Source organism: Nocardia sp. FDAARGOS_372 (genome assembly GCF_002554515.1).
Lineage (GTDB): Bacteria > Actinomycetota > Actinomycetes > Mycobacteriales > Mycobacteriaceae > Nocardia > Nocardia farcinica.
Map to the genome: position 1 here is coordinate 2671165 of NZ_PDDW01000001.1, position 20195 is coordinate 2691359.

Annotated in this window: 17 protein-coding genes and 4 tRNA genes; 9 read left to right on the forward strand and 12 right to left on the reverse strand. The window is 72.7% G+C overall.

Features of this window, described 5'->3' with window-relative positions:
- Positions 1–4: 4 nt before the first annotated feature.
- Both CRM89_RS12850 and CRM89_RS12855 read right to left on the reverse strand, forming a co-directional pair.
- Complete coding sequence (locus CRM89_RS12850; RefSeq protein WP_060593227.1) at positions 5–1426, reverse strand: UbiD family decarboxylase; 1422 nt, start codon at positions 1424–1426, stop codon at positions 5–7.
- A gap of 534 nt (positions 1427–1960) precedes the next feature.
- Positions 1961–2035: transfer RNA gene (locus CRM89_RS12855), tRNA-Val, on the reverse strand.
- Positions 2036–2407: 372 nt separating this feature from the next.
- Here CRM89_RS12855 and CRM89_RS12860 point away from each other — a divergent pair.
- The 3 genes from CRM89_RS12860 to CRM89_RS12870 all read left to right on the forward strand — a co-directional run bounded on the left by CRM89_RS12860 (position 2408) and on the right by CRM89_RS12870 (position 2670).
- Positions 2408–2480, forward strand: a tRNA-Gly gene (locus CRM89_RS12860).
- A 43-nt stretch (positions 2481–2523) separates the two neighbouring features.
- Positions 2524–2594 (forward strand) — tRNA-Cys (locus tag CRM89_RS12865).
- 1 nt (position 2595) lies between these two features.
- Positions 2596–2670 (forward strand) — tRNA-Val (locus CRM89_RS12870).
- Between the two features lie 73 nt (positions 2671–2743).
- Here the strand turns inward: CRM89_RS12870 and CRM89_RS12875 are convergent.
- Positions 2744–3142 (reverse strand): DUF1304 family protein, encoded by a 399-nt coding sequence (locus CRM89_RS12875; protein WP_060589828.1) that lies wholly within the window; start codon positions 3140–3142, stop codon positions 2744–2746.
- 131 nt (positions 3143–3273) lie between these two features.
- Here CRM89_RS12875 and CRM89_RS12880 point away from each other — a divergent pair, with 131 nt between their 5' ends.
- Entirely contained in the window at positions 3274–4482 is a 1209-nt protein-coding gene (locus tag CRM89_RS12880) for a hypothetical protein (RefSeq protein ID WP_229434757.1), read from the forward strand.
- A 9-nt stretch (positions 4483–4491) separates the two neighbouring features.
- Here the strand turns inward: CRM89_RS12880 and CRM89_RS12885 are convergent, their stop codons facing one another.
- A complete protein-coding gene (locus tag CRM89_RS12885; RefSeq protein ID WP_229434758.1) occupies positions 4492–5448 on the reverse strand; it encodes a hypothetical protein in 957 nt (318 codons plus the stop codon).
- A gap of 416 nt (positions 5449–5864) precedes the next feature.
- Between CRM89_RS12885 and CRM89_RS12890 the strand changes: the two genes are divergently transcribed.
- Positions 5865–9281: a hypothetical protein gene (locus CRM89_RS12890; protein ID WP_098084096.1), complete on the forward strand. Its 3417-nt coding sequence runs from the start codon at positions 5865–5867 to the stop codon at positions 9279–9281.
- Positions 9282–9340: 59 nt separating this feature from the next.
- On the opposite strand, the gene CRM89_RS12895 is transcribed toward CRM89_RS12890, so the two are convergent.
- From CRM89_RS12895 to CRM89_RS12905, 3 genes are read right to left on the reverse strand one after another with little or no spacing between them, the layout of a single operon-like run.
- Positions 9341–10069, reverse strand: a complete 729-nt coding sequence (locus tag CRM89_RS12895) for an ABC transporter permease (protein WP_228821873.1) — start codon at positions 10067–10069, stop codon at positions 9341–9343.
- Between the two features lie 5 nt (positions 10070–10074).
- Positions 10075–10983, reverse strand: coding sequence for an ATP-binding cassette domain-containing protein (locus tag CRM89_RS12900; RefSeq protein ID WP_098084098.1), 909 nt, complete (start codon positions 10981–10983; stop codon positions 10075–10077).
- On the reverse strand, positions 10980–11654 hold the full coding sequence (locus CRM89_RS12905; protein ID WP_098084099.1) for a phosphatase PAP2 family protein: 675 nt from the start codon (positions 11652–11654) through the stop codon (positions 10980–10982). The genes CRM89_RS12900 and CRM89_RS12905 overlap by 4 nt, the downstream gene beginning before the upstream one ends.
- 142 nt (positions 11655–11796) lie before the next feature.
- Here CRM89_RS12905 and CRM89_RS12910 point away from each other — a divergent pair, with 142 nt between their 5' ends.
- Entirely contained in the window at positions 11797–13224 is a 1428-nt protein-coding gene (locus CRM89_RS12910) for a sensor histidine kinase (RefSeq protein ID WP_107646869.1), read from the forward strand.
- Positions 13221–13916: a response regulator transcription factor gene (locus CRM89_RS12915; protein WP_098084105.1), complete on the forward strand. Its 696-nt coding sequence runs from the start codon at positions 13221–13223 to the stop codon at positions 13914–13916. Before CRM89_RS12910 ends, CRM89_RS12915 begins: the two co-directional genes overlap by 4 nt.
- A 13-nt stretch (positions 13917–13929) precedes the next feature.
- Here the strand turns inward: CRM89_RS12915 and CRM89_RS12920 are convergent, their stop codons facing one another.
- The 4 genes from CRM89_RS12920 to CRM89_RS12935 all read right to left on the reverse strand — a co-directional run bounded on the left by CRM89_RS12920 (position 13930) and on the right by CRM89_RS12935 (position 17701).
- Positions 13930–14847, reverse strand: coding sequence for a LysR substrate-binding domain-containing protein (locus CRM89_RS12920; protein ID WP_086840826.1), 918 nt, complete (start codon positions 14845–14847; stop codon positions 13930–13932).
- 22 nt (positions 14848–14869) lie between these two features.
- A complete protein-coding gene (locus CRM89_RS12925) occupies positions 14870–15442 on the reverse strand; it encodes a hypothetical protein (protein WP_060589814.1) in 573 nt (190 codons plus the stop codon).
- Positions 15439–16047, reverse strand: a complete 609-nt coding sequence (locus CRM89_RS12930; RefSeq protein ID WP_060589812.1) for a TetR/AcrR family transcriptional regulator — start codon at positions 16045–16047, stop codon at positions 15439–15441. Before CRM89_RS12930 ends, CRM89_RS12925 begins: the two co-directional genes overlap by 4 nt.
- A 109-nt stretch (positions 16048–16156) precedes the next feature.
- Positions 16157–17701 carry an NAD(P)/FAD-dependent oxidoreductase gene (locus CRM89_RS12935; RefSeq protein ID WP_060589810.1) on the reverse strand — a complete coding sequence of 515 codons (1545 nt, stop codon included), beginning with the start codon at positions 17699–17701 and terminating at the stop codon, positions 16157–16159.
- A gap of 103 nt (positions 17702–17804) precedes the next feature.
- Between CRM89_RS12935 and CRM89_RS12940 the strand changes: the two genes are divergently transcribed.
- Positions 17805–18344 (forward strand): GNAT family N-acetyltransferase, encoded by a 540-nt coding sequence (locus CRM89_RS12940; RefSeq protein ID WP_220276479.1) that lies wholly within the window; start codon positions 17805–17807, stop codon positions 18342–18344.
- A gap of 22 nt (positions 18345–18366) precedes the next feature.
- Here the strand turns inward: CRM89_RS12940 and zapE are convergent, their stop codons facing one another.
- Positions 18367–19386, reverse strand: coding sequence for a cell division protein ZapE (gene zapE, locus CRM89_RS12945; RefSeq protein ID WP_041560250.1), 1020 nt, complete (start codon positions 19384–19386; stop codon positions 18367–18369).
- 35 nt (positions 19387–19421) lie between these two features.
- Between zapE and CRM89_RS12950 the strand changes: the two genes are divergently transcribed.
- Positions 19422–20183: a pyrimidine reductase family protein gene (locus tag CRM89_RS12950; protein WP_098086979.1), complete on the forward strand. Its 762-nt coding sequence runs from the start codon at positions 19422–19424 to the stop codon at positions 20181–20183.
- Positions 20184–20195: the final 12 nt, after the last annotated feature.

Genomic DNA, 20195 nt, shown 5'->3' on the forward strand with positions numbered 1-20195 from the left:
CGGCCTACAGCGGTAGCGTCGACTTCCATCGTTCCCGGATCTCGGCGCGGAATGCCTCGTCGAAGCGGTTGGCGCGCGGGTAGGAGTCCTTCCACGCGAAGGGCTTGCACGCGTCCACCAGAACGATTCCCATGGACATGTCGCCGGCCTCCCGCTTGGCCGGCGCCAACCGCGGGTCGATCGCCGTGGTCGGCGTCCGGAGCACATGAATGGACTCGGCGGGATCGACGCGGGTGAACATCGCCCACAGCACATGGTTGATATCGGTGATGTCGATGTCCTCGTCCACCACGACGAAGTACCGTTCCATGCCGCCGGTCCGTTTGCGGCCCGCCGCCGCCAGCAGCGCATGCATCGCATCACCCGCGCCGGTCTGCTCGATCGAGATCACCATCATCAACTGACGCGCGTAAGCCCAGACGCCGCGGATGTTCTGCACTCCCGACGCTTCGAGGTGATCCCAGGTCACCGATGCGGAGTACAGCGGTACCGCCTGGTCGCCGGCGGGGACGGTCGGAATCATCGGCGGAGCGCCCAGGATGATCGGATCGTCGCGGTGCATCACCCGCGTCACTCGCACGACGGTTTCGTGACCCGCGTGGGTGAAATAGCCCGTCCATTCCCCGAACGGCCCCTCGAGAACGGACTCCTCCTCCATCGGTGGCATCTCCCCCTGGATGACGATCTCGGCGTGCGCCGGAATCGGCAGATCGCTGCCGGGCGCGATGAGCACGTCGACCCCCTTGCCCCGCAGCCCGCCCGCGACGTCGTATTCGGAGACGCCTGCCGGTGCCGCGATCGCCGCCACGGTCGACAGAATCGGATCCGATCCGACCACGACAGCGATCGGGCACGAGAGGCCGCGCTGCCAGTACTTCTCCGCGATGGCCCGCGCGTGCCGGTTCCCCAGCATCCACAGCGACAGCCGGTCCCTGCCCTGGATGCAGCCGCGGTAAGTTCCGATATTCACCCAGCCCGTGTCGGGATCGCGGGTGATCACCATGCAGGCGGTCCCGATATACCGGCCGCCGTCCCCGTCGTGCCAACGCGGGGCCGGAAAGGCGGTCAGATCGACCTCATCGCCCTCCACCACGTTTTCGAGCACCGCACCCGTGGCGACTTCGACGGGCTGGATCGGTTCAATGCGCTTACCGATGTCTTTCCAGGCCCGGATGATGTCCATCTTCGGTGTGTCCGCGGGCAGCCCGAGTGCCACCGCACAACGTTCCGCAGTACCCATGAAATTCGTGAACACACGATACCCCGCCGGATAGCCCGGAATATTGTCGAACAGCAGCGCCGGGCCCTCCTTCTCGGCCGACAACTCCGTTATTCCGCCGATCTCGAGATCCCAGTGCGCGCCGTCGATCTGCCGTACCTCGTCCGGTCCCAGCTTCTCGGTCAGGTTGTCGATGTAGTGCCGCAGATCATGAAAAAGCGTCATGACGATATCGGGCCACGACCAGCAGGTCCGACCCTGTCCCCTTTCGGTGCCAGATTTGTGCGATCGGAAATTCGAGTTCGCGGCGAACCGTTTCTTCGCCGCCCTCTCGAGCCTGCGCCGCGCTCCCGCGAATGTCCAATATCGAATTCTGCTGCACGCCATCCGATTTCCGGATCGCTCGACCCTTCCAGAGCGCGTACGTCACCTCGGTGGTGACATCCGGAGGCGACGGCGTCCGCCTGGGAAATCACCGGTGCCGTCGGCGTGATGGTCCTGGGCAGCGCTTGAACTACCGATATGTCGCCGCCCGGTCGGCCCACGGACGATAAGGTCCACCCGGTGCCACGCGACCGTCGTGGGCAACGTCACACGACCTGAGCAGAGACTCGGCCCCGCGCGCCGACAACCACCCTCCCGCGTCACGGCGGCTGACGGGGCAATCGGATCCAGCTCGAACCCGGTCCGGCCACGAAAGAGGCCCTGACGAGGATTCTCCTGGTCAGGGCCTTCTCTTGATGGTGGTCCCAGCTGGGATCGAACCAGCGACCTTCCGCGTGTGAGGCGGACGCTCTCCCGCTGAGCTATGAGACCGAAGCGGGCGCTCGGGCGATTCGCACCGTCCGAACGAGATGGAACATTAGCACGGGTCACCCGCCGGTCACCAAATCGCCACTTGGACAGGGTCGCGGCGGGACGGAGGGGTGGAGCCGCGCCGTGCGTGAGCGGTGTACGACGCCCGGGATGCGGTCGCCGGACCGCCGCGGCAGTGTCGCCGCTGCGTCGCTCGCGTGCGCGGGCGACGCTTCGCCGCGTGCCGGGCCCCTCCCGCACCATCCATCACGTCCACCCCATGACACTTCGCGGTTTCCGGGCGTTCTACCAGCGGATTTGTACCTTTCACCGGGCGTCGGCTAATGTTCTGTCTCGCACCACGGAGGCCGGAAAGCCCCCGGAAGTGTGAATGCGGATGTAGCGCAGCTGGTAGCGCATCACCTTGCCAAGGTGAGGGTCGCGGGTTCGAATCCCGTCATCCGCTCGAGAGGTAGGGCCAGGCAGTAACAAGCCTTCCCCCTTTGCGCGGTGGAGTGGCCGAGTGGTGAGGCAACGGCCTGCAAAGCCGTGCACACGGGTTCGATTCCCGTCTCCACCTCGCGCGATTAGCTCAGCGGGAGAGCGCTTCCCTGACACGGAAGAGGTCACTGGTTCAATCCCAGTATCGCGCACCACCGAGAAAGACCCCGGGAAACCGGGGTCTTTCTGCTGTCCGGGCAGGTCACACACTCGCCGCATGATGGCAGGTCACACACTCGCCGCGATGATGGCGACGAGCGGCAGCACGCTGGAGCCGATCGTGCCGAGGACGCTGCCGCCGCGCGGGCGCCAGAAGCCGAGGAGGTCGGCCAGACCCATGGCCAGGCTGGCGAGCAGCATGTACCAGCAGGCGGTGAGGACGACGGCGTGACCGGCGGGCTCGTTGCCCGAGTGCAGGATGAGCAGGCCGATCAGGGCGCCCGCGCCGCCGAGCAGGTTGCGGACGCCGACGACGAACGCCCACATTCGCACGTCGGCGACGTCGGTGGTGTCGACGTGCAGCCAGCGGCGCACGGCGGGACGGTCGTAGAAGAACATCTCCAGCGGCGAGACCGCGACGTAGACGATGCCGCTGAGCAGCGCGGCGACCTGTGCGATGCCGTTCACCGGGCACCGCCGTGAGCGTGGTGGTCCATCGGGTCACCTCCGGAGCGGGATTCTCAGAATGATCCTGGTCGGGGCGGTTGTCCAGGGTGATCGTGCCCGGTGGTGTCGGCGGGCGTGGTTACGCTGCTTGCGTGACCGAGGTGGCGGTGTCGGGGGACGGGGTGGAGTCGGCGTTCGGCGACGACGTGGCCGGGGAGGTGGCGTTCGGGCTCGAAGAGGTCAACGAGGTGATCGCCGGGCTGGTGGCGGTGCATGCCGAGCGGCGGCGGCGCGACGCGGAGATCCTGGCCGCGCGGCTGGGGATCGGCGGGGAGCCACCGCAGACGCTGGCGGCAATCGGGGCGCGGTTCGATCTGGCGCGAGACCGGGTGCGGCAGTTGCACACCCGCACCGTCGGGTACATCCTGCGCGAGACGCACCTCGGCGGCGACGAGCGGGCGGCGTTCACCCGGCGCTACCCCCTCGAGGCCAGGGACTCCGCGCTGGTGCGGACGCTGCTCGCGGAGACCTACGCCACCGACAGCGACTTGGCGGCCAATGAACTCACCTATCTCAAGCTGCGGCTGGCCGGGCACGCGCCCGAGGACGCCAAACGGGTCGCCGGCTACGTGGTGCAGCGAATCATGGGGTGGCAGAAGAAGACCAACCGGCGGCTGGTGGCCTTGCGTGAGGAATCCGCGGCCGCCGCCGCGCTCACGGCGCTCTCGGACCAGATCGAGTGGCCGGCGCGGGCGAGCGACCCGGCGCCGCTGCCGAGCGCGTCGGCGCGCGTGGTCGACGGTGACGACGACCAGCGCGGCCGGTTCTACCTGGCGAAGGTGGGCCGCGACGTCGGCTTCGACTCCGCGTTGCGCGCCCGGCTGCTGCTCACCCTCAACGCCGCCGACCAGGTGCGCACCTTCCAGGAGGAACCGGCGGCGGTGCGCTACACCGTCGACGGGCAGACCGGGCTGCACCATCCCGACGTGGTCGCCCAGCTCGCCGACGGGCGGATCGTGCTCGTCGACGTGCAGCCGCTCGGGCAGGTCGGCATCCACGTCAATCGGGTGAAGGCCGCCGCGCTGCGCGAGCACGCGCACGCCAACGGGTGGGGCCTGCTGATCTGGACGGGCAGCCGAACCGGTGTCGCGCAGCTGCGCGACCGCCGGGTCGATGCCGAGCTGGAGCAGCGGCTCGGCGACTTGTTGGCCGCAGGCCCGGCGCCGATGACGGCGGTGCGCCGCCTGCACCGGGAGGCCGGGCTCGAGCTGCTTGACCTCGCGGCTCTCACCCTGCGCCACGGCTGGCGGTGGGACCGTGCCCCGTTCCGGCTGAGCGCGCCGCCGCCGACCGGGGACTGACCGAGCCGGTCAGCGGACGATCATCGCCGCGGCCAGGAACGTCACGATCAGCAGCATCGCGCAGATGGTGATCAGCTGCCAGTGTTCGATCGTGCGGTTGAGGCCCTTGATGGTGGCGCGCAGGCTGTCCTCGACCCGGTGCCGCTCGGCGAGGGTGCGATTGACCGCGGCGACCGCGTCGGCCTGTTCCTGGGCCTTCTGCTCGGCGCGGTCGAGCCGCCAGTGCAGTTTCGCGATCTGCTTCTGCTTGTCCCGCACCAGCGTGCGCGACACCGCCAGCGCCGTCCGCTGATTGACCAGCTCCTGACGTTGCCGGGCGATGATGGTTGCCTGCGACCTGGTGTGCTGCTCCCAGTCGATCACGCGCGCCCAACCTCCGGTGTTCTCGTCGCGATAACCCCAGACGATATCGCCGGACACCCACCCGCGCAGGAACTCCCGCAGCTCGAAGGGCGTGCGCCGGGGTGCGGCCAGCCCGCACTGGTCGGTGTCGAGCATGCCGGTGTCGATCAGGTAGTCGCAGGCGTCCGGGCCGAGGTCGGCGACACCGAGCGCGGGCAGATGCCGCACCCAGTAGCCCGGCGGGCACAACCACAGCACGCCCGCGCAGCCCGCGGCGCGCAACCGGTCGGTGTGCTCGCGGGCCAGGGTGCACTCCAGGGCGCCGCTGCGGACCTCGATGGCGTACCAGCGGTCGCCGCGCCGCCACCGGACGTCGACGAGGATGCCGCCGATGCGCTGATCCACCTCCGCCTCGTCGGCGCCGAACTCGACCAGCCGCGCGCACAGCCAGTATTTGAGCCGCTGCACATCCCATTGGGCGTCCGCGCATCCCGGGCAGCGGCAGCTGTACTGGGACCTGCCTATCGCGGTGCCGCGCGCCGCGTCGGCGGCCTCTCCGATGCCGAGTTCGGCGAGCACCGCCCGGCGCCCGCAACCCATCTCCGTCCGCTGCTTGGTCCGCACGCGATCACTCCCCTACCCGACACGCCGGTCTCGCGACCTACTCCATGGAATCCAGAGTGCTCCTAACTTTGCGCGCCCGCCAGCCCCCTTTACTCGCAGTCGGGGGCGTTACGGCGTGCCGCACGGCGCGTCTCGCGACACGCACTGCGTTCCAACGATTTCCGGTAGCGACACGCGAGATCTTCGGCACACCGGCGAGGGCGCCCGGGGTGGCCACTCGCGGCCGCGCGACGACGAGTAGCGTCGGCGGTTCCGCGGCGCCGGCACCGGTCCCGGTCGGTCCGGCTCGCGGTGCGCGCGCCTCGGTCAGCCCGTCAGGGCGGGGGCGCACGCCGGGCAACGGCAGGAACCGACGGATAGAATCGCCGGGCCACCCGCCCGGTTCGGGCACACGATCGCAGAAGAGGTAGCCACGGATGGAGCACGGCCAACAGGACGCCGAGCCGATCGGCGCGATCTTGTCGGGCATCGCGACGCTCCTTCGCGAGCTCGGTGACCAGCTCGATGCCGCCGCGACCAGACTGGACGACGAGACCGGTCTGGAGACCCGACTCAAGAAACTCGAATCGTGGGCTTTCCGCACCGGCCAGGACATTTCGAACCTGCAGGCCAGGATGGACAAGGTCGAGACGGGGACCGCCCGCCCGGCCGGGACGGCTCGGCCGACCCGCGCCGAACGGCGAGAAGCGGCCGAACGCGCCGAGCTGGCAGCCGCGGAACAGGGCGGGCCCTCGCACTCGGCGGCGACCGGTGACTCGTCGACCGCCGACGTGGTTCCGTTCATTGCGCGGCCCAATCTCGACGCCACGGGATCACCCGGCCGCCAGCCGTTCCCGCGCCCCGCGGGCGGGCAGGAGGCCGCGGACCTGTCACCCGACGAGAGTGACGGGGTTCGGCCCGGGCGAGGCGCGCAGGCGGGCCGGAACGGTCGCTCCTCGGCCACCGCGAGCGCGGCCTCGACGGAACTGCCCACGCGCGCGGCGACGAACTCCGGAGGCGCCGAGGCCGAAACGTCCCGGACCGAGACGCCACGACTCACCTCGTCCGGCGCAGCCGCGAGCGAGACGGATTCGACCGTGTCGCATGCCGATCCCGCACCCGAGAGCCGGCTGGATACGCCGCGGCAGCCCGGTCGCGCTGGTGCGCTCCCGCCGCGCCACGGAGACGGGGCAGCGGTGGAACCGGTCGCCGGGGTGAACGTTCACTCCGCGGCACCGGATGGCGCCGCCTCGACCGGACAGCGCGGCGGGGGCGCCACGGAAACGCACGGCGGTGATTCGGCCGGAGAACACGGCACCGGTTCGACCGGACAGCACAGCGCAGGCACTGCCGCACCACACGCCACCGGATCGACCGGCCAGCACAGCGCAGGCACCGCCGCACCACACGCCACCGATTCGGCCGCGCAGCACAGCGCAGGCACTGAGCCGCACGGCACCGGTTCGACCGGCCAGCACAGCGCGGCCTTCACCGGACAACACGGCATGGGTTCTCCCGGTGCGCGCTTCACCGCGGAACACGGCGGCGATCGGGCATCGCGACACGACGGGGATGCCGCCACACAGCTCGGGAGTCAGCCGACCGCACGCCACGGCGCCGACCCGTCCTCGCGGCACGGTCGAGCGACCGTCGAAGAGCAGGGCACCGACGGGGCGCGGCGCGACACCGATCCGGCCGGCACCGGCCCGGCGGCCCGGCAAGACCCGACCGTCGAGGTTCGGCAGGGCGCCGACTGGACAGCGCAGTCGGGCGCGGTCCCTTCGGCACAGCAGGGCGACACCCTCGCGGCCCGGCAAGGAATCGGCGCGGAGACGCAGCCGGGCGCAGGCACTACCGCACGGGACGGGGATGCGGCGCAACGGCAACGCATCGACCCGGCGGCCGACAGGGGAATGGGCCCGGCGCGCCGCCGCGCGGAATCGACGGGGCAGGGCGACGTCGACAGTGCCGGGCAGTCCGCGACGTGGGCAGGACCGGGCGGCTCGGAGCAGAACGAGCTGGACGCTGCCGGTCCGGCGGGCGGAGCCGGGCGCACCACGGACCGGTCGGCCGACCCCGGTCCCTGGACATCCGCGGACGCGGCGTCGGGCTTCCAACCGACCGGCCGCCGCGCCGCGGCCGAGAGCGCCGACGCACACGACACGGCAGCCGAAGGACACGCACGGACCGAGCCACCCCGGGGTGCGGTGACGGAACCCGCGCCGGGTGGCCGGCGCGCAGCAGGGCAGCGCGCTGACGCACACGGAACAGCGGGCGTGGCGCCCGGACACGGCGAGCCGTCCGAGGGCGGGTATTTTGCCGCCGAGGCGGAACTCTCGGCGGGCGGTCGGCGCGCAGCCGACAACACCCACGCGCCCGACGGAGAAGGACGCCCGCAGGCCGCGCACCCCGACAGTGGGCACCCGGCCGCGCCGACCACCCTCCCCTCGAGAGCCCGGCGCGCGGCGGGCCAGCACATCGAGGCACGGGAAGAGGCCGCCGCCGCACAGACCGAGCGGCCCGACGGCGCGGCGGTGGAGCTCCCGGCGCGCGGCCGGCGCGCGGGCGAGAGTGCCGACGGGCCAGGGGCGGCCGTGCCGCACGCCCAGGTCGAGCGCCCCGAGGGCGCGGCGGGGGCCCGGCCGCTGCCGCGGGCCGCGCGGGCACGCCAGGCCGACAGCGGGACCGCGTGGAGTGCGTCCGGAGGCGCGGGCGGTGCGGCCGAGAACCGCCCGCCCACACCGGAGTTCGGCGGCGCGGCGCCCTCGGGTGTCACACCGCGGCCGGACGCGGCGCTCGCTCCCCCGCCCGGCGGACCCGACCCGCACTCGGACGATGTTCGCCGTCCGGGACGGTTCCGTGCGGAATCGGCACCGCAGGCCGCCGCAGCGGCGCCGGACAGCGGCGCCACCCGGGCCGAATCGGCCGCACCGTCCGGCGAGGCAACCGGGTTCCCCGGCCCCTTCGCGCCGAGCGATGCCGTCACCGATGCGGGTTCCGTGCCCGCCGATACCGCGCACCCGGATGCGCCGGTGCGACTCCCGCAGCGCTCCCGCCCGGCCAGGGACACCGCCGCCGAGACCACCGGCCCGGACGTCGCGCGCGGTGGCCTGCCGCAGCGGGGCCGTGCGCCCGAACAGCCGGACGCGCCGCTCCCCCACCGTGACCCGCTCGCGGCGATCACCGGAGACACGAGATCTGGCTCGGACGACCGCACCCCGGGACGGCCGGGTAGCGAGCCCCGGCGCGACCCGCTGCCGGAGATCGCCGCGGATCGCGGTCCGCGCGTCGAATCACCGGCACCGTCGTTCCCGGAGTCGCGTTACGCCGACCTGGAGCGACTGGCCGCCGAGACTGCCTATATCGACGACGAGCCCACGCCGCCGGCCGGCGAATCCCCCTCGGGCACCGCCACCCCGCGGACGGGTTCCGAGATCGCCACCGAGCGGGTGGCGGCGCCGATGCGGACACCGCAGGTGCCGCCCGCCCTGCACGACTGGATGGATCCGCTGCCGTCGAACCCGGCGCCGCATCACGGCGGCCCGGGGGAGTCGAACGGCGGGGTCGAACCGGCCGGGATCACGCCGCGGCCCGGTCGACCGGAGGCGGCCAACCCGTTCGGGCCGCCGACCGCCGCGCTCACGCCGGAGCCGCCCGCCACCGGCCGGCCACCGAGCGGGGACATCCCGTTCCAGGTGGAACCCGTGGTGGACGACGCGGTGTCGCCGCCGCGGCGGCCGACCATCGAGGAGAACGCGCACGTCGACAAGCTCCAGGCCATGCTCGACGAACTCAAACGCAACCCCGCGGGCCCGTTCGGCCGCCACACCCCACCGGAGAACCCCGGCCACTAACTGGACAACCGAGCCCGCGCGGCCTTCGGGTGCACCTCCGAGGTTGCGCCGGGCGGTATTCACCCGGCCGTGTCCCGCCGGGTGTGACCGGCCAGTGCGGCCGCGCCGAACACCGTGACCATCGCGGCGAGCACCACGATCGCAGGAACCGGCGGCCCGGACTGCTCACCGAGCACGATGGCCGCCAGGTCGAGACCCGCGGTGAACGGCATCCAGTGCAGCACCGGGTCCAGCATCGGCACCATCGCCATCAGCTGTTCCAGCAGCAACATCCACACCAGCGGGCCCGCGACCGCCCCGGCGACGGAGCGGGTCAGCACGGCCAGTGCCGTCGCGACCACGGCCCAGGCCAGGATGATCAGCAGGTACACCCCGAGATAGGCCCAGCCGCGCCCGGTCATGGCGAGGCCGTCCGGGTAGCACCGCGCGGCGAGGAGCGCGAGCGCCATGCCGAGGACGTAGGACGCGACGAGGAATCCCGCCACCACGAGCAGGTGTGACAGCAGTGACGTCCACCGCCGATGCTGGGTCAGGAAGGCGACCGCGCTCGCCCCGTGGCGGATCTCGCCGGCCGCGGTGGCCCCGGCGAACACGACGGCGAGCACGTGGAAGATGCTCGCGCACTTGCCGAGGTCGCCCGCGTCGAGCGGGCCACGGTACTCGATGTCGTACAGCAGGGTCATCAGGACGATCGGGCCGACGCAGGCGCCGATCAGCAGCGCGGCGTACACCGGCGTGGTGCGCAGCGTCGTGAGGCGCACGAGGTCGGCGGTCAGTGCGGAGCGCATCGCGGTCACCGTTCGCCGCGGAATTCGGCGGTGCGGTCGGTGAGGTCGAGGAAGACGTCCTCGAGGGTGGGGGCCGCCTCCCCGAGCGCGGTGACGAGCAGCCCGAGGTCGCGACACAGCCGGGATACCGCAGGGGCATCGGGAATTCGGTGATCGAGCTCCACCCGCAGCCCGGCCGCGGTCCGTTCCGCGACGACGCCCAGTTCCCGCAGGCGGGCCGCGAGCAGCTCGTCGCCGTCGGTGCGGACGAGGACGTGGCCGTGGCGGTCCAGGAAAGCGGCGAGCGTGCCCTCGCCGAGGAGTCTGCCGCGGCCGAGGACCACCAGGCGGTCGGCGATCACCTGCATCTCGGCGAGCAGATGGGAGGAGACCAGCACGGCGCGACCGGCGTCCGCCCCCTGCCGCAGCACCGACCGCATCCAGTGCACGCCTTCCGGATCCAAGCCGTTGACCGGTTCGTCGAGAACGAGATTCCGCGGGTCGCCCAGCAGCGCCGCGGCCAGGCCGAGGCGCTGCCGCATGCCGAGGGAGTAGCCGCGGACGCGCCGGTCAGCGGCGGTGGTCAAGCCCACCGCCGCCAGCACCTCGTCCACCCGGGTCGACGGCAGCCCGGCGGAGGCGGCGACCACCCGCAGGTGGCCGCGGCCGGTCCGGCCGGGGTGATACCAGGCGGTGTCGAGGACCGCGCCGACGACCCGGGCGGGCCGGTGGTGGTCGCGCAGCCGGTGTCCGTCGACGAGCACCCGCCCCGCGTCGGGCAGGTCGAGACCGAGCAGGCAGCGCATGGTGGTGGACTTGCCCGCGCCGTTCGGGCCGAGGAAGCCGGTGACGGCGCCGTCGGGGACGGTGAACGCCAGATCGTCGACCGCGACGGCGGCGCCGAATGTCTTGGTGAGACCGGCGACCTCGATCATCGGTCACCGCCGAACCCGGCGAATCGACCGGCGAGCTGCTGGATCAACCGGTCGAGCGATGGACGGATCAGCGCGACCACGAGCGCGACCACGACCACGCCGAGCGCCAGCCCCGAGAGGACGTCGTGCACGTAGTGCACGCCCGCGCCCACCCTGGCGGCCGCGACGGCCAGCGCGACCGGGACGGCGAACCAGGCCACCCGCGGCGCGGCCAGGACGCAGGCGGTGGCGAAGGCGGCGGCCAGCACGGCGTGGTTGGACGGCCACGACCAGTCCCCCGCGGCCGGGCAGTCCAGCACGGTGGGCAGCCCGGCCGCCCGGCAGGGGCGTTCCTCGGTGACCAGCAGTTTGACGACCTCGCTGAGCAGGTACGCGCCGACCACGCCGACACCGGCGGCGGTGAGCGTCACCAGGGCGGGACGGTCGCGCCGCCACGACCGGACCGCCAGTACACCGGCGGTGGCGACGAGGACGAGCAGACCGGCACGGGCGGTGAGTCCGACCAGCGGTGCGGCGGGCGAACTCTCGGCCGTGCCCGCGATCCGGAGGTAGAGGGCCTCGCGGACCGGGAAGGCGGCGACCGCGAGCAGCGCGAGGACGGCGGTGACGAGGCCGACGAGGCGGGCGGTCCCCGTGCGACGGGTGGACCCGGGTGGGTGAGGAGCGATCATGCTGCTCGACGCTAGGAAGTTGCCGATCGCGCCGAATCTGCCCGACAACGGGAATCGGCTATGCCCGTGGTCATAGCCGCCCGCCGGGCGGATCGGCCGTACGGCTGATGAATCGCGGCGAGCGTCCCGGGAGAATCGTGGAATGCCCGATATTCGCTCTGCCGCGGCCCACCCCGTGGTCTCGGTCGTGTCCGTGGTGGCGCTCGCGGTGGTGACCGCAGTGCCCCAGACCGGGCTGGGGACGGCGCTGCTGGTCACGGTCGTGGCGTTCCTGGTCGGGCTCGGCCCCGACGGCGTGCGTCGGGGGGCGGCGGCGCTGGTGCTGTTCGCGCTGCTCACGGCGGCCGGTATCGCGGTCGGCGCGGTCGATTGGCAGGCCGGCGCCGCCGGTCTGCCGTCCGCGCTGGCGCGGGCCGGGGTGCCGTGGTTGATCGGCGTCGCGTTGCGGCTGCGCGCCGAGGTGAACCGGCAGGCCGCCGCACGCGCCGCCCAGGAGCGCCGGCAGCGACGCGCCCGGCTGCGTCAGGAGCGCGACGCCGAGCGGCTGGCCTTGGCCGAGGCGCTGCACGACGACCTGGGCCACGCGTTGAGCCTGGTCGCGCTCACGCTCGGGCGGCTGGAGGTCGATCCCACCCTGCCCGCACCCGCGCTCGCCGCGGTCGGCTCGGCCCGGCGCGACCTGTCCACGGCGGTGGCCCGGCTCGGCGCGTCGGTGGTGTCGTTGCGCGACGGCACCGCACCCGGGCTGCCGCGCCGCGACGACCTCGCCGACCTGGTCACGCAGGCCCGCCGCGCCGGCGTCCACCTCACCGGTGAACTGCCACCGGCCGCGCGGCTGGCCCGCTTCGATCACGCGCTCCTGACGCGGGTGCTACGGGAAGCGCTGACCAACGCGACCAAGCACGCGCCGGGCCAGCCGGTGCGCCTCGCGGTGATCGACGACGGCGACGAAGTGTGCCTGACCGTTCGGAATCCGGTGCCCACCCGGAGTCGGGCGGCGGGATCCGGCACCGGGCTCGCGGCGCTGCGCAGGCACGTGACGGCGGCGGGCGGGCAGGTGGACATACACGACGACGGCGCCGCGTTCGGCGTGCAGGTCCGGCTCCCGGCGCGCACCGGCCCCGCCGACGGTGCGGACGACGAGACCGTCCCCGGCCCCGCGGAATTCGCCGCCGACGATCCTGCCGACGACCTCGACGACGACACCGTGGAGGCGAGGCTGGCCGCCCAGGCCAGGCGGCGCGGCCGGCTGATCCTGGCCGCCGCGGCGGTGGCGGTCGTCGCCGCACTGGCCGTGGTCCAAGCGCTGACGACGGCGCAGGCCCGGCGGGCGCTGCTGCCCGCCGAGACCTTCGCGCAGATCCGGCCCGGCGACCCCCGCGCGCGGGTCGAACCGATGCTCCCCGAGCACGACCTGCCGCCCCGTCCGGCCGCCGACCCCGGCACCGACTGCCGTGACTACGCCGTCACCGCCGACATGTTCGACGACGCCGCCGGTGACGTCTACCGGGTGTGCTTCGCCGGTGCGGTGGTCGTGTCGACCCGGCACATCGTGGCCGGTGAGCGATGAGCCGACCCGCACCGATCCGGGTACTCGTCGCCGACGACGAACCTCTGGTGCGCGCGGGCGTGACCGGCATCCTCGGCACCGACCCGGGCATCGCCGTGGTCGCCGAGGCGGGCACCGGTCCCGACGCGCTGGCCGCCGCCCGCGCCCACGCGCTCGACGCCGTGGTGCTCGACATCAGGATGCCGGGCCTGTCCGGGCTGGAGGTGCTGCGCGAACTACGCGGCGAGGGGCACACGGTGGGGTGCCTGTTCGTCACGACCTTCGGCGAGGACGACTACATCGCCGAAGCGGTACGCCTGGCCGCCGACGGGTTCGTGCTCAAGTCCGGCGACCCGCGCGAGCTGATCCTGGGCGTGCATGCCGTCGCGTCGGGCGGGGCGTTCTTCTCCCCGGCCATCGCCCGCCGGCTCCTCGACGGTCGACCCGCCGCCCGCTTCGACCGGGCGGTGGCCGCGCGGCGCCGCTTCGCCGCGCTCACCCCGCGCGAGCAGGAGATCCTGCGGCTGGTCGGCCGCGGCTGGTCCAATGCCGAGATCGCCGCCGACCTGCACCTGGCGCCGGGCACCGTCAAGGTGCACGTGTCGTCGATCCTGCGCACCACCGGCGCCCGCAATCGGGTGGAGGCGGCACTCGTGGCCGTACACGCGGACGAGCTCGACACCCTCGGAGATCCGCCGCACCGCAATCGCTGAGCAATCGGCGCGGTCAGCGGCGTCGTCGGCCCGGACCCGGTGGCGCCAGTAGGGTTTCGACGAGTTCGCGCAGCCAGCGGTGGGCGGCGTCGGCGGTGTTGCGGGAGTGCCAGGTCAGGCCGACCGGGATCTCGGGGAGCGGGAGCGGGATCTCGAACGTGGCGAGGCCGAGCGCCGCCACCGCGTCGGCGGCCAGGTGCGCCGGTGCCGGGCAGACCAGCTCACCACCACGCACCGCGAGCAGCGCCGACGGCAGGTCGGGGACGGTGGCGACGACGCGGCGGGTGCGCCCGTGCAGGGCGAGCCGGTCGTCGATGGGGCCGCGCGGGCGGCCCTGCCGGGTCACCGCCAGATGGGCGGCGCCCGCGTAGGCGGCGACGGTGACGCGGTCGGCGTCCAGCGGATGACCGGGCGCGACCACGCCGACCAGCCGATCGCCGAAGACGCGATGGACGACGATCTCCGGATCGGCCGGTTCGAGCACGCCGACCGCCAGATCCGCCCGGCCGTCGCGCAGGTCGGCCGCCCCCTTCCCGGCGTCGGGCAGGAAGCGGATCGTGACGCCGGGCGCGTGGGCGCGCACCGCACGCACCAGCGGTCCGGCGAGCCGGGCGAGCACGAGGTCGTCGGCGCGCACGGCGAAACCGCGAGCGAGGGTGGCGGGGTCGACCCGCCCGCGCGGGGCGAGCACCGCGCGGCCGTGCTCGACCAGTGCCGCCACCTCCGGCCGCAGGGCCAGTGCGCGCGGGGTGGGCACCAGGTGGCGGCCCGACCGCACCAGCAGCGGATCGTCGAGCAGCCGCCGCAACCGGGCCAGCGTGCGGCTCATCGCCGACGGCGAGGTGTGCAGCCGGCGCGCCGCCTCGGTCACGCTGCCGGTGTCCAGCAGCGAATCGAGAGCAACCAGAAGGTTGAGGTCGAGGGGCGCCACTCCCGGATTATCACAGACGCAATCATCGATCCCCGGCATTGCGCTCGGCGCAATCGGCGGCGCCCTCCGGTTGCAGATGCGCCAACAGCAACTTGATCAGCAGAACCGGCACGAACCACGCCACCGCGGCGGGCACCGCTGCCGCCGCGAGCACGACCGCCAGCGTCAGCGTCGTCACCGTGAAACCCACCGGGCGCCGGTACCGCAGCGGTGTGGCGAGCACGATGCCCGCGGCGACGAGCGTCGCGAGGTACAGCCCCGCCGCGGTGATCCAGCCGAATCCGGGCACCACCCACGCCACCAGGAAGGGCTGCACGTGCACGGCCACGAACGCCAGGTGCCGGCCCGCGCCCTGGCCGGGCCGATGCCACCACCGCTTGGCCGCGTCCATAGCGTTGACCGTCGCGCCACCGAACAGGTCGAACGCGACGACGCCCAGCACGAGCACCGTCAGGATCGACCACCCGGCGCCGACACCGGCGAGGACGGCGACGAGCGCGCCCGCCGACGCCGCACCGTAACCGAGCAGCCGCTCCCCCGCGGACGCGTCGGGCGCCACGAGTGTGTCGTCCAGCCGCCGCAGCACCGCGCTCATGCCGGCACCTCCCGGCGCAGGCCGTGCACACAGAGATCGACGATGGTGTCGGCCAGGCCCTCGACCGGCAGCACCGGATCGATCAAGCACTGCAACAGGCACCCTTCGATCACGCCGACGACGGCGGTCGCGTGCCCCGGCCCCACGCCGGGCCGCAGGTCCCCCTCGGCGGCGGCCGCGGTGAGCAGGTCGGTGACGGCAGCCCGGTATTCGCCGTAGACGCGCGCCATGTCCAGCGGGGCGGCGCTGTCCCCTCCCCGGCCCACCGACCACAGGTCGAACAGGATGCGGGCCGTCTCGCGTTCTTCGGTGAGCAGCACGAAGGTCGAGCGGATCAGTTCGGCGAGCCGGTCGAGCGCGGGGCCCTCGGCCGTGCGGGCGCGGCGCATCCCGGCGGCGGTGCGCTCGGCGAAATCCTCGAAGATCGCGCGCAGTAGGTCCTCGCGACTGTCGAAGGCGAGATAAACGCTGCCCTTGGCGATCCCGGCGGCCGCCGCGATGTCCTCGACCCGGCTGGCGGCGAAGCCCTTCCTCGCGAAGACGCGGACGGCGGCATCGAGGATCTCGGCGCGGCGGGCAGTGGTGTCGACTCGGCGAGGGGACATGGACACTCCTATGACTGACTGGTCAGTCATTATTGCACGGCGGCCGGCCGGTGTCGACACCTGAGCGTTCGCCCGGCACACCGACGCGCCGGGCGGACCGACCGCCGGGTCAGGCCTGACTGTGGTGCGAGTGCCCCTGGACGACAGGCTCTTCCGCGAGCGGCGGGACCGGCGGGGCGGCCCGTTCCGCCGAGCGCTCGCCCAGGCCACGGTAGGCGCCCGGCCGCACCGGGCGGGCCCACTGCGCCAACCGGCTGCGCAGCGGCAGCCGGAACTTCAGGTCGGCCAGCATCTCGTCGATGTTGTGCAGGGTGAACGGGGTGATCGTGGTGCCGTGCGCGTGCCGACCCCCGGTGCCCGCCGTCATCCAGCGCAGCCGCTCGTCGATCTGCTCCTCGCGCTGTGCGGCGGCGGGGAGCCGGAGCTTGCCCGCCAGCAGTGCGGCGATCCAGTGCGCTCCCACCTCCGCACTCAACGGCGCGAGCACCGAGGAGTTGTAGCCCGCGAAGCTGATGTTGGGCACCTCGGTCGGCAGGATGTTGCGGTAGAGGCGGAAGTTGCCGTCCTCGTCGGTGAGCCTGCGCTGGATGTAGGGCGTCAGGAAGGGCACCCGCTGGTGGAAGCCGGTCGCGCAGACCACCAGATCGGCGGGCAGGGTCCGGCCGTCGGTGAGCTGTGCCGCGGGCGGGCCCGGCCGACCGGACAGCTCCGCGACCTCGACATCGCGCACCACCCGGATCGCGCCCGCCGCCACCTGCTCGTAGAACCCCTCGGTGGCGATGCCGACGGTGCTCTCCGCGATCACCTCGAACCGGCCCTCCGGCACCAGACCGAGCTCCCGCAGGCCCAGCTTCTTGACCGTCATCTCCTGGATCACGTCGAAATCGCTGTCGCGGAAGGTGTGCCCCGGCCCGTGCAGGAACCGCTCCGCGCCGCGCGGGGTGTGGTAGCGGAAATGCGCCTCGCCCAGACGGCTCAGGAAGAGCCGTTCGAAATCGATGCCGAGGCCGAGCTTGCGCGGCAGCTTCCACAGCAGCCTGCGCGCCACCACCGTGGTACTGGCGGCCACGTGGCTGACCGCCTCGGCGATATCGCACGCCGACTGGCCGTAGCCGACGATCACGACCGCCTTGCCCCGGGCGGCCTCCAGATCGAGGAAGCGCGACGAGTGCACCAGCGCGCCACCGGCCGCCTCGAACGCCTCCGCGCCGCGGTAGTCCGGCACGGCGGGATCGCTGAACACGCCGTTGGCGACCACCAGGTGGTCGCAGGTGCTGCGATGCACGCCGGTCTCGTCGCGGATCTCGAGCAGCCAGCCGCTGTCGACCGGGTCGGCCGCGGTCACCTCCGTTCCCAGGCGCAGGTGTGCACCGAGCCCGAAGTGCTGCACGTAGCTCTGCAGGTAGGCCTGCACCTGGGCACCGTCGGGCACCGCGGGATAGTCCTGCGGCATCGGGAAATCCGAGAAATGGTAGGTGTGCTTGGTGTTCTGCGGGCGCAGCCCCGGATAACGCCTGGTGGCGCTCCAGACGCCGCCGACGTCGGGGGTCCGGTCGAACACCTCGACCGCAAACCCCTCCCGGCCCAACACCTTCGCGCAGGCGAGGCCTGCAATGCCCGCACCTACGATCGCGATGCGGTTACCGCTCGTCATGGGCCCCGAGCCTACCCGCCCCGCCCGGGTGCGGCGGACCGCGGGCGCGGCCGCGGACCGGCTATCGTCCGGCATCACCACCCCGGCGTGTTGTACTGGACCGATGAGCAACATCCCAGTCACCGTCGACCGGGCCGGATTGTGGGACGCCGAGGCCCTCAGCGACGTTGCGGCGGCGACGTTTCCGCTGGCCTGCCCGCCCGGCGCGAGCGCCGACGACATCGAGATCTTCCTCGAGCAGGTGCTCTCCGGCGAACGGTTCGGCGAGTACCTCAACGATCCGGACCGCACCGTGCTCAAGGCCGTGGCGGGCGGTGAGATCGTCGGGTACGCGATGCTGGTCGCGGGCGACCCGGCGGACCCCGAGGTCGCCCGGGTGGTCGACCTGCACCCGGCGCTGGAGATCAGCAAGATGTACGTGCTGCCCGGCCACCACGGCACCGGCGTGTCCACCGCGCTGATGGGCGCGGCCCTGCGACACGCCCGCGAGGGTGGATACCCGGGCGTATGGCTGGGGGTCAACCAGGAGAACCACCGTGCCCAGCGGTTCTACGCCAAGCACGGGTTCGAGCAGGTCGGCACCAAGACCTTCACGGTGGGCCGCGAAGTGCACCACGACTACGTGCTGCGCCTGGTCTTCTGACCGGCGGACGGCCGGGTGGCGGCTAGGCGGTGGCCGCCTCGAAGCGCGAGAGCGCCAGCAGCCGGGAGATGGCGCGCAGGTACTTCTTGCGGTAGCCGCCCTCGAGCATCTCCGGGGAGAAGATCTCGTCGAGCTTGGCCCCGGACACCGTGACCGGCACGCTCGCGTCGTAGAGGCGGTCGGCCAGCACCACGATGCGCAGCGCGACGGCCTGGTCGGTGACCGGGTGCACGCCGGCGACGAACACCGCGCTCACCCCGGCGATCAGCGCGCCGTACTTGGACGGGTGCAGCGTGCTCAGGTGCGCCAGCAGGGCGTCGAACTCGTCGAGCGTGGAACCCGGTGTCGCCGCGGCGCGTTCGGCGAGCTCGGCGGGCGAGGTCGGTTCCGGGGCGGGCGGCAGGTCGCGGTGGCGGTAGTCGGGGCCGTCCACCCGCACGGCCTCGAAGATCGCGCCGAGCTTTTTGATCTCGCGCATGAAGTCCTGCGCCGCGAAGCGCCCCTCGCCGAGCTGGCCGGGCAGCGTGTTGGAGGTCGCGGCGATGGAGACCCCGCGCGCGGACAGCTCGGTGAGCAGCCGCGAGACCAGCATCGTGTCGCCCGGGTCGTCGAGTTCGAATTCGTCGATGCACAGCACGCTGTTGGCCGACAGGCGCTCGAGGGCGTTGGTGAAACCCAGTGCGCCGACCAGGTTGGTCAGCTCGCCGAAGGTCCCGAAGGACTTCGGGGCGGGCGCGCTGTGGAAGATCGAGGCGAGCAGGTGGGTCTTGCCGACGCCGAAGCCGCCGTCGAGGTACAGACCGGCGCCGGTGACCTGCTTCTTCTTGCCGAACAGGCTCTTCTTGCCCGCCGCCTTGTGGATCTTGGCGACCTCGCGGGCGAAGTCCTCGGCCTTGCGCACCGCGGCGGCCTGGCTGGGCTCGTTCGGGTCCGGGATGTAGGAGGAGAAGCTGACCTCGTCGAACATGGGCGGGGGCACCATCTGGGCGACGAGTTGGTCGGCCGGAACCTCCGGATGGCGATCGACGAGGCGCTCTTGCATGGACGAAGCCTAAAGACGTGGTGTGTGCTGGTTTCATGCAGCGTATGCCCAATGCGATCCAGCTCACAGACCTCGACCCCGACGGACTCGCCGACCTCTACGCCTACCCCATGGGTCTGGCCGACCCGTGGGTGCGCGTCAACTTCGTCGCCAGCATCGACGGGGCCGCGACCAGCGGCGATGTCACCGCCGCGCTCGGCACCCCGGCCGACAAGCGGGTCTTCAAGCTCCTGCGCGACCTCGCCGACGTGGTGCTGGTGGGCGCGGGCACGGTGCGCACCGAGAACTACGGCGGCGCCCGCACCGACGCGGCCCGCCGCCGCTCGCTGCACGACCGCAGCCGCGGCGGCCACCCCGACGGCGCCCCGCCGCCCATCGCCGTGGTCACCGCGAGCGCCGCGCTGGAGCCGACCTGCCGCCTGCTCACCGACACGACGGTGCCGCCGCTGATCATCACCGCCGCCGCCGCGCCCGCCGACCGCAAGGAGAAACTGGCCGCGGCGGGCGCGGAGGTGATCGAGGCCGGTGAGGTGGCCGTCACCCCGAAGGCGCTGCTGGCCGCGCTGGCCGAGCGCGGCCTGCACCGGGTGCTGTGCGAGGGCGGGCCGCACCTGTTCGGCCAGCTGATCGAGGCGGACCTCGTCGACGAGCTGTGCCTGACCACCGCGCCGGTGCTGGTCGGCGGGACCGCGGGCCGAATCTCGCTGTCCGCGCGGGAGTTCCATCAGCACATGCATCGCCGCCACATGATCCTCGACGACGACGGCACGGTGCTGACTCGCTGGGCCCGTCGATGAAACGACGGCCGC

Coding starts and splice junctions, on each gene's coding strand:
- CRM89_RS12940 (WP_220276479.1), top strand. CDS start 17,805: ATGAGCAACATCCCAGTCACCGTCGACCGGGCCGGATTGTGGGACGCC.
- CRM89_RS12910 (WP_107646869.1), top strand. CDS start 11,797: ATGCCCGATATTCGCTCTGCCGCGGCCCACCCCGTGGTCTCGGTCGTG.
- CRM89_RS12930 (WP_060589812.1), bottom strand. CDS start 16,047: ATGTCCCCTCGCCGAGTCGACACCACTGCCCGCCGCGCCGAGATCCTC.
- CRM89_RS12950 (WP_098086979.1), top strand. CDS start 19,422: ATGCAGCGTATGCCCAATGCGATCCAGCTCACAGACCTCGACCCCGAC.
- CRM89_RS12925 (WP_060589814.1), bottom strand. CDS start 15,442: ATGAGCGCGGTGCTGCGGCGGCTGGACGACACACTCGTGGCGCCCGAC.
- zapE (WP_041560250.1), bottom strand. CDS start 19,386: ATGCAAGAGCGCCTCGTCGATCGCCATCCGGAGGTTCCGGCCGACCAA.
- CRM89_RS12905 (WP_098084099.1), bottom strand. CDS start 11,654: ATGATCGCTCCTCACCCACCCGGGTCCACCCGTCGCACGGGGACCGCC.
- CRM89_RS12895 (WP_228821873.1), bottom strand. CDS start 10,069: ATGCGCTCCGCACTGACCGCCGACCTCGTGCGCCTCACGACGCTGCGC.
- CRM89_RS12915 (WP_098084105.1), top strand. CDS start 13,221: ATGAGCCGACCCGCACCGATCCGGGTACTCGTCGCCGACGACGAACCT.
- CRM89_RS12890 (WP_098084096.1), top strand. CDS start 5,865: ATGGAGCACGGCCAACAGGACGCCGAGCCGATCGGCGCGATCTTGTCG.
- CRM89_RS12900 (WP_098084098.1), bottom strand. CDS start 10,983: ATGATCGAGGTCGCCGGTCTCACCAAGACATTCGGCGCCGCCGTCGCG.
- CRM89_RS12935 (WP_060589810.1), bottom strand. CDS start 17,701: ATGACGAGCGGTAACCGCATCGCGATCGTAGGTGCGGGCATTGCAGGC.